This window comes from Pseudomonas sp. (assembly GCF_049645325.1).
In the GTDB taxonomy this organism is placed as follows: Bacteria; Pseudomonadota; Gammaproteobacteria; order Pseudomonadales; family Pseudomonadaceae; genus Aquipseudomonas.
In genome coordinates this window covers 26,449-37,920 of record NZ_JBARTQ010000353.1, presented here as the reverse complement: position 1 = coordinate 37,920, position 11,472 = coordinate 26,449, and the positions used below count along the sequence as shown (strand labels likewise).

The following is an 11,472-nucleotide window of genomic DNA, read 5'->3' as shown; positions in this document are numbered from 1 at the left end:
AAATGTGGGAGCTGGCTTGCCTGCGAAGACGCCAGCCGCCACACCATCAACTCACCCGCTTACACACCAACAACCTCCCCCTCCTCTGTCACGCCATTCGGCAACATCCCATTCGCCAAATCATCCACCACCGCCTTCGCCATCTCCCCCAAATAATGCGCCGCCCAGGCATAACGGTCCGCGCTTTTGTCCATGGCTGCATCCAGCGCGAGCATCTTGGAACAGTGAAGCAGCTCGGAGGCATGCTCCAGGGCTTCGCGAATGGGCACGCCGGAGTTGACGCGAAATAGACGGTGGAGGTTTGGTTGTTTGCCGCAGGTGGAGAAGGTGATGACGCCGAGGGTTTTGTTGAGAGGTGGGTTGATCATTGGGCACCTCCGGTTTCGCCGAGGAGGTAGGCTGCGGTATTGCGAAGATAAAACCTTTCAGAAACGCTCATTGATATAGCTCCCATTCTTCGAAGAGAGCTGCCCCATTCGTTTCCAGGCGAATGGGTGGCAGCTGTGCGCAGGCTGGAAACCGGGGGAATAGGCAAACCCGGCAGACTCGAAAGTCTCCCACGCACAGCCGCCATAACACGCCTATGCTGGCACAAAAGTGGCGTCAGCGGTCGTGATAAATGGTGGCGCCTGTGCGCCTATAACCCACGGGTTTCCAGGCCCGGTCGCGGAATAATCAGCGACGAGCGAGAACTTAGCCTGAAAAACCGGATGATCAAAGCCGCGCCTTGTGACGGAATATGTCGTGAAACGCCAACTGAAAACACTCAATAGAACGCGAAAAATCCCTTAATCAACCGATCTGAACATCGTCACGAATCTGGCGCCTTTTCCCACGAATACCATCGAACAAAGCCGACATCAGCTTCCAATCCCCCCTCGTAATCTCACTCCCTCGCACAAGGAAGTGAGCCTGTCATGTCAGAGCGCTTTTACCCTCCCACCGAAGAAGAAAAACTCAAACGGCGAATCCTGAGCCGGCAACCGCCGCGCGCGCCCTATTCACCGTCGATTGATTTGGTCGTTTCCACACCCGCGCCAAAACCTGCACCCGCGAAGCTTCCCGGCTGCACCTTCACCAAACCCTGCCAGCTGCCCGACGGCATCATTCGCTACAACGACCCCACCGGTTACGTACCGTTGGAGCTGGTCAAGGACTACGGCCATTTCAGTCTGTTGGGTGGGCGTGAGGTGGACAGCCGAGGCGTGGTTGCCTTGCGCAAGATCAGCGGCAGTGCGTTGCCCGTTGGCTTGGGGCAGTTGGCATTGCGTGCGGCGGTAGTGGAGTCGGCAGCCGTCGCCGTTGGCTCTGTTGCCGGTGGGCTGCTGACGGGTTTGGTGGCGCTGGTTTGGCCATCTGAGTTGGCTGACAGCGCGCTCTATAGCGAGGAGCAATTGCGCTCGCTGCAACGGGCGCAGTCGCAGATGCGGTTGCATGTCGAGCAGCGTGAAGACGGCACGCTGAAGGGGTATGGGTTTTACACGGGCAACAATGCCGACTGGCAGATGATTGATGTGGTGCAGTTTCAAAACCGTGGCGATCAGTTTGTGGCGGATTTGGGTGAGGGGGTAGAGCTGATTTGGACGCCTGCGGTTGATCCGGGCGACACGCTGGGTATCCCGGCGTTGGAGGCTGCGCCACAGGCGCCGGTGATTTGGATTTATCCACCGACGGAGAAGGCAGCGCAGATTCTGGTGAACCCGATATATCCGCCGGAGTATCGGGATTTTATTCTGGTGTTCCCGGCAGAGTCGGGTGTTCGGCCGCTGTATGTGGTGGTGAGTGTTCGGGCTGGGGATCACACATATCACATCAAGCCTAAGCTGTTAGCTGGGTTTCCAAAGGCAAGATGGGCTCGTGCAAAAACACCGATGAAAGGCGGGGGAAAACGTCATAGATGGAAAGATCCCGACGGGACCATCTATGAATGGGACTCTCTTCACGGAGCAGTGGAAAAGTACACCAAGCATGGAGTTCATCTCGGTGAATTTGACCATCTGACCGGTAAACAACGAAAACCAGCCGTGCCTGGAAGGACTGTGGAGCCATGAAACACGTAATTATGGGCGTTTTACCTGACGAAGACTTTGCATCCATGGAGCAGGAGCTAACTCTATCAACTCAAGAACTGATGGACATTATGGGGTGGGAGAAACTTGAGGACTGCGTGTTTGACTACCAATTGACGGAAGAACAAATACTCAAAATAGAAAAAAAATGCGCCTTAAAACTGCCCAGCCACTTTGATTTATTCCTTTCCTCACACGACTAACACAACCAAAGAGAATTAGAGCTTCATGCGCAGACTTTCACTGACAAACAAAAAACTACGTAATATCCCCAGGCGCCTCAGAGCCCTGACGCGCTGGGCCGACAGTTTCGAAGGTTGTTTTTACGAAGAGTTACCGTCACATCCAGACTATGTAAACGAAAGAATCCCCGTTATCGAAAACCTTGTTGAAGGCAAACAAACCACACCCGAAATTCTGGCGCATTGTGCTCAACAATTGATCAGGGTCGCAGGCTATCTCGCTGAAGCCCGCCCAGACGACACTTCTGAATGCTGGATTCTCGCCGCCATTCAAGTCCCCGACATGTTCTCAAGTCGGGTCTGCGTCTACACCGATAAGAACCGCTACTTAGGCCACACCCAACCCTTCGACTACGAAAACTTCCGCCAAACCCGAATCACCGACAGAAGCCTCGCCAGCGAATGGAGCCTGAACATCCCGCCAGGCCTGCAGGAAGTCGGCTTTCACTTCACACACGAGGACGATGAAGGCGAGACCTATGAATCAGAACATTGGTACTTCGGCGAAGTCAGCACTACGGACGAAGACCCAAGCGGAGAGCGCTGGAAATACCAGACATTCAAATCCTTCCGGGCGCAGAATCCGGATTCGTTCGCCGCGACGCTCATGCCTGAGGCATGAGCGACTTCGGGTTGCTGGGCGAGTGCTCACTAAAAACCAGCCGCGCACACAACCCGCCCTGCTCCAGATTTCGCAACGCAAGCTTGCACCCAATCTTCCCCACAATCATGTCCACAATCGCCAAGCCCAATCCCGCCCCGTTGGCATTCCCTCGACTATAAAACCGTTCAAACAACCGCCCCAGTTCTTCCTCATCAATCCCCGGGCCCTGGTCTTCCACACTTAAACAACTCGCACCAATCACCACCCGCACCTCACTCCCCGCAGGCGAAAAATTAAGCGCATTGGTCACCAGGTTCTGCAACGCAATCGCCATCGCGACCGGTTCGGTCTCCACCCAGCACTCATCCTCCCCTTCCAGCACCAATTCCACGCCTTTCTCCATGGCCAGCGGCGTCAGCTCTGCCAGCTCTTCGCGCACCAACTCCATCAGGTCCACGGGCTTACATACCAAATTGCTCAGCTGCGGCTCGATGCGCGCCATGGTCAGCAACTGGCTGCCAATCCGTGTCGCGCGGTCCACGCCATTCACCAGAAAGTCCAACGCTTCGCGCCGCTGCTCTTCGGTCGCGGCGCTCTGGGCGTTCTGCGCATGAATGCGCAAAATCGCCAACGGCGTGCGCAGTTCGTGCGCCGCATCAGCAATAAACCGCCGCTCCCGATCCAGCAGGTCATCCATCTGCACCAACAACCGATTAAGCGCCGTTTGCATCGGCTCCAGATCCGTCGGCAGCGGCTTGAGGTTCAGCGGTTGCAAGGTGTCGGTGTTGCGCCCTCGAATCGACAACACCATGGCGCGCAGCGGTTTGAGGCCCCAACCGATGGTCAACCAGATCAACACTGCCAGCAGCGGCACGCCGATCAGGCTGGGCCAAAGGGTGTGCCGCACGATGCGTTCGATCAGGTCCTGGCGAATGTCGTCTCGCTCGCCCACCCATATCAACAGGCCTTGCTGCGGGTCGGCGAGGAGGAAGGCGCACCAGTCGTTGCCGTTGTCCATGATGTCGTGGGCGCCGAGGGTGGTCGGCGGTGCTGCCAGCACGGGCGCTTCGGCGGAGCGCACCAGCAGTTGGCCGTCGCTGCGCCATACCTGGAAGGTCAGGCGGGTTTCATACGGGTGGGCGACGCCGTCTTCGCCGACGCGGCTCATGGCGTGGTCGAAGGCCTGATACAGGCGGTTCCAGTCAGATTCGCCGGGGTCGCGCTGGCGCAGTACGCCTTGCAGCAGGCGGGCGCTTTGGGCGAGTTGGGCGTCGTAGACTTCTTCGATTTCGTGGTGGCTGTCGCGCAGCACCAGCCAGCTGATCAGCGCATCACCGAGCAGAATCAACACCAGCACCGGGATGAGGATGCGCGCGCGAACCGAGCTCATGGCTTGAGCGCCAGCACATAGCCGACACCGCGCACGGTGCGGATCAGGTCGGTGGATAACTTTTTGCGCAGGTTGTGGATCAGCACTTCCAGGGTGTTGCTCTCCACCCGGTCCTGCCAGCCATACAGCGCGCGGGACAGGCGTTCGCGGGTCACGACTTTGCCGGGGCGCACCATCAGTTGGTGCAGCAGTTGGTATTCCATCGGGGTGACGATGATCTCTTCGCCCAGGTAGCGCACTTGCTGGGTGGCCGGGTCGAGGCTGACGCCGGCGTGTTCCAGCATCGGCTGCGCGCGGCCCTGGCTGCGGCGCAACAGGGCGCGCACGCGGGCTTTGAGCTCTTCGACGTCGAAGGGCTTGATCAGATAGTCATCGGCGCCGGCGTCCAGGCCGGCGATGCGCTCGGCGGTGCCGTCGCGGGCGGTGAGGATCAGCACCGGCAGGTCGTGCTGCCCGGCGCGCAGTTGCTGCAACAGGTCGAGGCCATCGAGGCGCGGCAGGCCGAGGTCGAGCAGCAGCAAATCGAAGTTTTCAGTGCGCAGGGCGTGCATGGCGCTGAGGCCGTCCTGCAACCAATCGAGGGTGTAGCCTTCGGCGCCCAATGCCACGCGAATGCCCTGGCCGAGGGCACGGTCATCTTCGACAAGGAGTAGGCGCATAGCAGAATCTCTGTAGGAAACGGCGGCATCATGCCGGGTTCTGGTGGGGGCTATTCCGGGAAAGATGTTACGGCTCGTTGCCAACTAAGGTTGCGCTAAGGTTGGTTTTGCACTGTGAAATCTCCCACACCTGCTGAGAGCTTTTCCATGCGCAAAATTCTCCTGCTGTCCCTGATTATCGCCAGCCCCATGGCCCTCGCCGGCCCGCAGTGCACCACCGCCGAGCGCTCGCAGTGGCAAGACCAGAAGGCCTTTCAGGACAAGCTCAAGGCCGAAGGGTACGAGATCAGCAAGTTCAAGGTCACCGACGGCAACTGCTACGAGATCTACGGCTTCGACAAGGACAAGCGCAAGGTCGAGATTTACCACGACCCGGTCACCGGCAAGGCCGTGAAGACTGAGATCAAGGGTTGATGCCAGGCGAATCCCTGCGCCTGTGGGACCCGGTTGTAAGGCTGTTTCATGTGTCTATCGCCGGGGTCTTCATTGCCAATTACTTCGTTAACGAAGCCGGCGATGACTGGCATGTCTGGCTGGGCTATTACGCCGTGGCCTGGCTGTTGGTACGCACCGTGTGGGGGTTCGTCGGGCCGCGCAGTGCGCGTTGGGCCGACTTTTGGCCTACGCCGAAACGGCTGAACGCCCACGTGCGCTCGCTGCTCAAGGGAAACCCGCAGCATCGATTGGGCCATTCGCCCCTCGGTGCGCTGGTGATGCTGTTGATGTTGTCGGCGTTACTGACCCTGGGCATCAGCGGTTTCCTGATGCAGGAAGTCGACGCGCTATGGGGCGCCGACTGGCCGCTGCAAGTCCACGAAACCGCCGCCGATGTGCTGATGGCCCTGGTGAGTGTGCATGTGCTGGCGGCCGTGTTTGAAAGTATCCAGGTCAAGGACAACCTGCCGTTATCCATGCTCACCGGTCGCAGGAAGCGCCTGCCGGATGAACGTGCGCAGTAATCCTTTTTCGACAGGTTCCCTATGCGCTCCGCTCTACTGATCTTCAGCTTGCTAGGCGTGTTTATCGCCGCCTGGCTGAGCCATCCGCCCCACGTGCTGGCGCCGTTTGCCCAAGCCAGCCCGAACACTTCGAAACTGGCGACGGCACCGCAGTACACCAGCCGTTTTGTGTCTTCGCAGCTCACCGATTTTGTGCACTCGTCCTCCGTCACCGCCCTGCCCGGCGGCGACTTGATGGCTGTGTGGTTTGCAGGCAGCCGCGAAGGCGCCGCCGATGTGCAGGTGCGCACCGCGCGGTTTGATGCGCGCAGCGGTGAATGGGGCGCTGAACAGGTGCTGGCCACGCGGGAAAGCACACGCGACGGCACTCAGCGTTACATCCGTAAACTCGGCAACCCGGTGATTGCGCTGGGGCCGGATAAACGCCTGTGGATGTTTTATGTGTCGGTGTCGGTCGGCGGCTGGGCCACCAGTGCGATCAACGTGATGGTCTCCGATGACCTCGGTGCCAATTGGTCGGCGCCTCGGCAATTGGTGACGTCGCCGTTTTTCAACATCAGCACGCTGGTGCGTGCCGCGCCGGTGTTCCATGCCGACGGTTCCATCGGCCTGCCGGTGTATCACGAGTTCATGGGCAAGTTTGCCGAGTACCTGTATTTGAGCGCCGACGGGGCGGTGATCGATAAATTCCGCATCAGCCGTGGCAAGCATTCCCTGCAGCCGACCATCGTCGCGCAGGATGGCCAGCGCGCCGTGGCGATGTTGCGCTACGCCGGCGAAACCCATCACCGCGTGCTCGCCAGCCGCACTGAAGACGCCGGGCAGACCTGGAGCGAGCCATACCCGCTGGCGCCGGCCAACCCTAACTCATCGTTGGCGGCGGTGGGCACCGAGGACGACGGTTTGCTGGTCGCCCTCAATGATCTGCAAGACGGTCGCTTCAAGCTCAGCCTCTACGGCACCGACGCCCGGTTCAGTCAATGGCGCACCGTGGTGGAGCTGGACCAGTCGCCGGACCCGCTTGGCCAACCGTTTTCCCCCGAGGCTTATAAAGAAATCATCGGCGAAGGCTTCCGCGCCTCCAGCGGTGCCAAGCGCTTGCCACTGGAGCAGCGCTTTTTGAGCAACCTGGATTACCGCGTGTGCAAACCGCGTGGCTGCGATTTCGAGTACGAGTACCCGTACTTCAGCCGCAGCCCGGACGGCATGTACCACCTGGTGTACTCGTGGAATAACACCTTTATCAAACACGTCAGCTTCAATGAAGCCTGGCTGGCGGAGCGGCTGTGATGGTTTCTGTGTGGCAAGCGCATTTGAGTTTTGTGTTGCTGGGTTTTGTGCTTTTGAGCACGTTTCGATTCACCGCGCGCTGGCGGCCTTGGCTGTTGCCGGTGTTGGTGGTGGTCAGTTTTATCCCGGTGAATGAACTGCCCTTGGCGGCGTACGTGCGCAGTTTTACCGATGACTTGGCGATCAGCACGCTGGTGTTGTTGGCGTGGGTGGCGCTGTGCCGGTTGGGCGTGGCGCAACCGCTTGGCCGTCCGCATCAGGTGCAACTGTTGATGCTGTTTGGCGGGCTGAGCCTGCTGTTGTACCCGGCCACCATGGGCCTGACGTATGTCGACCCGTATCGCTGGGGGTTCAACCCTCGGCCGATGATCATGCTGGTGGGTGCGCTGGCGCTGCTGATGTTGGCGCTGCGCAACACATTGGCCGTGTGGATGCTGGCGGTGGGCACCTTGGCCTTCGCGTTGCGGCTCAAGGCGTCGGAAAACTATTGGGATTACCTGGTCGATCCGCTGTTGGCGGGCTACTGCGTAGTCGCGGGATTAATGCAACTCAACCTGTGGGAGCGGGCTTGCTCGCGAAGGCGGCGTGTCAGGCAGAACATCGTTAACTGACAGACCGCTATCGCAGGCAAGCCAGCTCCCACACTTGCTCAGTGGTGTTTGGAAAATTGCAGGGGGGTTACCTGGTCGATCCGCTGTTGGCGGGCTACTGCGTAATCACTGGATTAACGCAATTCAACCTGTGGGAGCGGGCTTGCTCGCGAATGCGGCGTGTCAGGCAGAACATCGTTAGCTGACAGACCGCTATCGCAGGCAAGCCAGCTCCCACATTTGCTCAGTGGTGTTTGGAAAATTGCAGGAGGGTTACCTGGTCGATCCGCTGTTGGCGGGCTACTGCGTAGTCGCTGGATTAATGCAACTCAACCTGTGGGAGCGGGCTTGCTCGCGAAGGCGGCGTGTCAGTCAGAACATCGTTAACTGACAGACCGCTATCGCAGGCACCCCAGCTCCCACATTTGTTTCGTGGTGTTTGTGAGATTTAAGTAGAGGTCAATGATGAGTGCGTTGCAATCACGCCGCCTGCGCTATGGCGTGGGCGCGATCGGGTTGGTGTTTGTGTTGCTGGCAGCCTTGCGGCTGGTGTTTGTCGTGGCGTTTTCCGGCCTTGCCCTGAGTACCCCGGCGCTGCTGGAGACCCTGGGCATCGGCCTGCGTTTCGACCTGCGCCTGGCGGTGTTGATCATGCTGCCCATTGCGGTAATGGCCTGGCTGCCACGCTGGAACCTCACCACCCTGCCCGCCCTGCGCTGGCTGGCGCGCGGCTATTTGATGGTGGCGCTGGCCGTGGTCGGCCTGGTGTACATCATCGACTTCGGCCATTACGCCTACCTCGGTGTGCGCATCAACGCCACCGTGTTGCGCTACCTGCAAGACGCGCAGATTTCTCAACAGATGGTGTGGGAAACCTACCCGGTGCTGTGGATAACGGCCTGTTGGCTGGCAGCGGTAGCGTTATGGGTATGGGCGCTGATGTGCCTTGAACGATTGACACTGGACCGTAAACCCAAGGCCATCGGCAAGCTTGCCGTGGCCTCGCTTGCCACCATCGGTGTGGTCGCGGTGCTGCTGGCCCTGCTCGGCCGCGTCGCCAACTTGAACCTGGAAAACCCGGTGCCGCTGCGCTGGAGCGATGCGTTCTTTTCCGGCAACAGCCAGGTCGCGGCCGTCGGCCTGAACCCGGTGCTGTTTTTGTACGACACGCTCAAGGTTGGCCAATCGCAGTTCGATGAAGCCCAAGTGCGCGCGCTGTACCCACAAGTCGCCGAGTACCTCGGTGTCGACCAGCCTGATCCGCAAAAGCTGAATTTCATACGCGACCAAGGTGTTCAGCCCTACAAGCTGGGCGGCGATCGCCCACCCAATGTGGTCTTCGTGATGCTTGAATCCCTCGGCACCAGTGCCGTCGGTGCCTACGGCAACCCACTGAACCCCACGCCGAACCTCGACACACTGGCCACGCAAAGCTGGTTGTTCAAACACTTCTACGTGCCCGTCACCGGCACCGCCAAAACCGTGTGGGCGAGCATCACCGGCGTGCCCGATGTAACGCGCCAGGAGACCGCCACGCGCAACCCGCTGATCACGCGGCAACACACGCTGATCAACGCGTTCGCGGGCTACCAGAAGTTCTACATGATCGGCGGCAACGCCGGCTGGGCAAACATCAATGCACTGATCCGCCAGAGCATCGACGGCGTGCAACTGTTTGACGAAAGCCACTGGCGCTCGCCACGCGTCGACGTGTGGGGTATCTCCGACCTGGACCTGTTCAAGGAAGGCGACCAACTGTTGCGCGCGGTGCCCAAAGACCAGCCATTCTTCGCTTACCTGCAAACCTCGGGCAACCATCGCCCGTTCACCATCCCCAAGCAAAACGATGCCTTCCAACTCAACCACGTGACACTGGAACAAGCCCAGGCCGCCGGTTCGCGCAGCGTCGAGCAATACAACGCCGTGCGTTTGCTGGACTACAACATCGGCCGCTTGATGGCGATCGCCAAGGCCGGCGGCTGGTACGACAACAGCATTTTCGTGTTCTTCGGCGACCACAACACACGCATCAGCCAGATCCCGCACATGGCGCCCGCCTTCGAACAGTTGGGCCTGGAAAGCAACAACGTGCCGCTGCTGATCCACGCGCCCGGCCTTGAGCCTCGGGTGATTGAAGAGGCTGTGGGGCTCGCCGATTTGCTGCCCACCGTGGCTGGCATGGCCGGCATCCCGTTTTCCAATGGCGCGATGGGCCGGGACATTCAGCAACCGGCGCCGGAAGGCGAACGCGTGGTGCCGCTGGTGTTGCACGAAGGGACATTCCCGGTGATCGGCGGCGTGACCCAACATTTCCTGCTGCAGATGCAACACGACGGCCGCTCACCGACCCTGCACGACCTGGCCTCGCAAACGCCTCGGGAGGATGTGGCCGAGCAACATCCGCAGGAGTTTCAGCGCTTGCAGGTGCTGACGCGCGGGTTGCATGAGAGTGCGCGGCTGATGCTGTTCAGGAATGTGCGCGAGTGATCACTTGGGCTGGAAGGTTTCCAGGTACGCGAGGATGTCCTGGATCTTGTCCGGGTCGCTGATGCCCCAGAAAATCATGCGCGTGCCGCTGACCACTTTCTTCGGCGCCTCGATGTAGGCCGCGAGCTTGTCACGGCTCCAGACCACGCCGGAGTTCTTCATCGCATCGGAATACTGATAGTCAGTGGTGGTGCCGGCGGGTCGGCCAATGATGCCGTTAAGCTCTGGCCCGAAGCCACCGCGTGCGCCCTCGCCGATGCTGTGGCAGCCGCCGCAGGTCTTGCTGAAGAGCTTGCCGCCCGCCTCGGCATCGCCTGCCGCAAAGGCCGGGCCGGTAGTGAAGATCAGGGCGAGGGTCAACAAAACGTACTTCATGGCGGGCTCCACAGCAGGTGTTACGGGTGATTATGCCTGTTTGTCAGGAGCACATGCCCCTTCAGGTCAGCGCTTCGGTCCACGCCTTGAAAATCAGTGCTTACCCCTGCGCGAGCGAATCAAGCGGTCTGGAACACGTCTGGACGACCATCCATCGGCAAAAAACCTCGCTGCCGAAACTCTTGCAATCGCGCCCCACTCCACCTTACTGAACCCTGATGGTGGAGTAAGGATCATGGCTCAGCCATCGATTTTAGTGCTGGAAGACGACGAGATCATTCGTTCGTTAATGGTCGACGTGTTGGAGGAGTTTGGTGCGCATGTCACCTCTTTTCCTTCGGCGGATGAAGGCATGATATTTCTGGAGCGGGCCGATGACCCGGTGGACTTGATCGTCAGTGATATCCAGATGCCGGGTTTGCTTAACGGCTATGACTTGAGCCGGGTGGTGGCCCATCGTTGGCCGTCGGTGCCGGTGGTGCTGACCTCCGGCAATACCAAACTGGCGGCGCAGTTGGGCGGCAGTGTGCGGTTTTTGCCCAAGCCGTGGAGCACTGAACATTTACTGGAGTGTGTGCAAACGGCACTGGCTCGACAGGGCTCGTCGCTGCACTGATATCGCAGCGATATCACTTAAAGCGAACTCGACGCGCTAGCTTGCGGTCATTATGGAGGCAAGGAGCGACTTTTCTGATTCGCCGGTCAGCCTTTTCCCCTTGAGCGCACCGTTGACGGCAATGAGTTGTGTAGAATCGTCGCCCTTTTCCACGCGTCATTCATGGCCGAAAGGCCCACAGTTCGAGCTCA

General features: G+C 59.6%; 13 protein-coding genes. 9 read left to right on the top strand and 4 right to left on the bottom strand.

The genetic code is table 11. From position 1 onward, the window contains the following. Positions 1 to 59 precede the first annotated feature (59 nt). Positions 60 to 368, bottom strand: a complete 309-nt coding sequence (locus tag WBB95_RS15790) for a DUF3077 domain-containing protein (RefSeq protein WP_424488439.1) — start codon at positions 366 to 368, stop codon at positions 60 to 62. Positions 369 to 917: 549 nt separating this feature from the next. Between WBB95_RS15790 and WBB95_RS15785 the strand changes: the two genes are divergently transcribed. From WBB95_RS15785 to WBB95_RS15775, 3 genes are read left to right on the top strand one after another with little or no spacing between them, the layout of a single operon-like run. Next, positions 918 to 2,051 carry an S-type pyocin domain-containing protein gene (locus tag WBB95_RS15785; RefSeq protein ID WP_424488438.1) on the top strand — a complete coding sequence of 378 codons (1,134 nt, stop codon included), beginning with the start codon at positions 918 to 920 and terminating at the stop codon, positions 2,049 to 2,051. Further along, positions 2,048 to 2,272 (top strand): hypothetical protein, encoded by a 225-nt coding sequence (locus tag WBB95_RS15780; RefSeq protein ID WP_424488437.1) that lies wholly within the window; start codon positions 2,048 to 2,050, stop codon positions 2,270 to 2,272. Before WBB95_RS15785 ends, WBB95_RS15780 begins: the two co-directional genes overlap by 4 nt. 25 nt (positions 2,273 to 2,297) lie before the next feature. After that, on the top strand, positions 2,298 to 2,933 hold the full coding sequence (locus tag WBB95_RS15775) for a DUF3916 domain-containing protein (protein ID WP_424488436.1): 636 nt from the start codon (positions 2,298 to 2,300) through the stop codon (positions 2,931 to 2,933). Here the strand turns inward: WBB95_RS15775 and WBB95_RS15770 are convergent. Beyond that, on the bottom strand, positions 2,917 to 4,305 hold the full coding sequence (locus WBB95_RS15770; protein ID WP_424488435.1) for an ATP-binding protein: 1,389 nt from the start codon (positions 4,303 to 4,305) through the stop codon (positions 2,917 to 2,919). The two genes, WBB95_RS15775 and WBB95_RS15770, sit on opposite strands and share 17 nt — an antisense overlap. Further along, on the bottom strand, positions 4,302 to 4,964 hold the full coding sequence (locus tag WBB95_RS15765) for a response regulator (RefSeq protein ID WP_424488434.1): 663 nt from the start codon (positions 4,962 to 4,964) through the stop codon (positions 4,302 to 4,304). The genes WBB95_RS15770 and WBB95_RS15765 overlap by 4 nt, the downstream gene beginning before the upstream one ends. 147 nt (positions 4,965 to 5,111) lie before the next feature. Here WBB95_RS15765 and WBB95_RS15760 point away from each other — a divergent pair, with 147 nt between their 5' ends. The 5 genes from WBB95_RS15760 to WBB95_RS15740 all read left to right on the top strand — a co-directional run bounded on the left by WBB95_RS15760 (position 5,112) and on the right by WBB95_RS15740 (position 10,290). Further along, positions 5,112 to 5,378 (top strand): PepSY domain-containing protein, encoded by a 267-nt coding sequence (locus tag WBB95_RS15760; protein WP_424488433.1) that lies wholly within the window; start codon positions 5,112 to 5,114, stop codon positions 5,376 to 5,378. Beyond that, on the top strand, positions 5,378 to 5,923 hold the full coding sequence (locus tag WBB95_RS15755) for a cytochrome b/b6 domain-containing protein (RefSeq protein WP_424488432.1): 546 nt from the start codon (positions 5,378 to 5,380) through the stop codon (positions 5,921 to 5,923). The genes WBB95_RS15760 and WBB95_RS15755 overlap by 1 nt, the downstream gene beginning before the upstream one ends. Positions 5,924 to 5,944: 21 nt before the next feature. Then, on the top strand, positions 5,945 to 7,213 hold the full coding sequence (locus WBB95_RS15750; protein WP_424488431.1) for a sialidase family protein: 1,269 nt from the start codon (positions 5,945 to 5,947) through the stop codon (positions 7,211 to 7,213). Next, positions 7,213 to 7,824: a hypothetical protein gene (locus WBB95_RS15745; protein ID WP_424488430.1), complete on the top strand. Its 612-nt coding sequence runs from the start codon at positions 7,213 to 7,215 to the stop codon at positions 7,822 to 7,824. Before WBB95_RS15750 ends, WBB95_RS15745 begins: the two co-directional genes overlap by 1 nt. 444 nt (positions 7,825 to 8,268) lie before the next feature. Then, positions 8,269 to 10,290 (top strand): LTA synthase family protein, encoded by a 2,022-nt coding sequence (locus WBB95_RS15740; RefSeq protein WP_424488429.1) that lies wholly within the window; start codon positions 8,269 to 8,271, stop codon positions 10,288 to 10,290. On the opposite strand, the gene WBB95_RS15735 is transcribed toward WBB95_RS15740, so the two are convergent. Beyond that, positions 10,291 to 10,665, bottom strand: coding sequence for a c-type cytochrome (locus WBB95_RS15735; RefSeq protein WP_424488428.1), 375 nt, complete (start codon positions 10,663 to 10,665; stop codon positions 10,291 to 10,293). A gap of 235 nt (positions 10,666 to 10,900) precedes the next feature. Between WBB95_RS15735 and WBB95_RS15730 the strand changes: the two genes are divergently transcribed. Then, positions 10,901 to 11,281: a response regulator gene (locus WBB95_RS15730; protein ID WP_424488427.1), complete on the top strand. Its 381-nt coding sequence runs from the start codon at positions 10,901 to 10,903 to the stop codon at positions 11,279 to 11,281. Positions 11,282 to 11,472 lie beyond the last annotated feature (191 nt).

Coding starts and splice junctions, on each gene's coding strand:
- WBB95_RS15745 (WP_424488430.1), top strand. CDS start 7,213: ATGGTTTCTGTGTGGCAAGCGCATTTGAGTTTTGTGTTGCTGGGTTTT.
- WBB95_RS15765 (WP_424488434.1), bottom strand. CDS start 4,964: ATGCGCCTACTCCTTGTCGAAGATGACCGTGCCCTCGGCCAGGGCATT.
- WBB95_RS15735 (WP_424488428.1), bottom strand. CDS start 10,665: ATGAAGTACGTTTTGTTGACCCTCGCCCTGATCTTCACTACCGGCCCG.
- WBB95_RS15770 (WP_424488435.1), bottom strand. CDS start 4,305: ATGAGCTCGGTTCGCGCGCGCATCCTCATCCCGGTGCTGGTGTTGATT.
- WBB95_RS15775 (WP_424488436.1), top strand. CDS start 2,298: ATGCGCAGACTTTCACTGACAAACAAAAAACTACGTAATATCCCCAGG.
- WBB95_RS15740 (WP_424488429.1), top strand. CDS start 8,269: ATGAGTGCGTTGCAATCACGCCGCCTGCGCTATGGCGTGGGCGCGATC.
- WBB95_RS15755 (WP_424488432.1), top strand. CDS start 5,378: ATGCCAGGCGAATCCCTGCGCCTGTGGGACCCGGTTGTAAGGCTGTTT.
- WBB95_RS15780 (WP_424488437.1), top strand. CDS start 2,048: ATGAAACACGTAATTATGGGCGTTTTACCTGACGAAGACTTTGCATCC.
- WBB95_RS15750 (WP_424488431.1), top strand. CDS start 5,945: ATGCGCTCCGCTCTACTGATCTTCAGCTTGCTAGGCGTGTTTATCGCC.
- WBB95_RS15730 (WP_424488427.1), top strand. CDS start 10,901: ATGGCTCAGCCATCGATTTTAGTGCTGGAAGACGACGAGATCATTCGT.
- WBB95_RS15790 (WP_424488439.1), bottom strand. CDS start 368: ATGATCAACCCACCTCTCAACAAAACCCTCGGCGTCATCACCTTCTCC.
- WBB95_RS15760 (WP_424488433.1), top strand. CDS start 5,112: ATGCGCAAAATTCTCCTGCTGTCCCTGATTATCGCCAGCCCCATGGCC.
- WBB95_RS15785 (WP_424488438.1), top strand. CDS start 918: ATGTCAGAGCGCTTTTACCCTCCCACCGAAGAAGAAAAACTCAAACGG.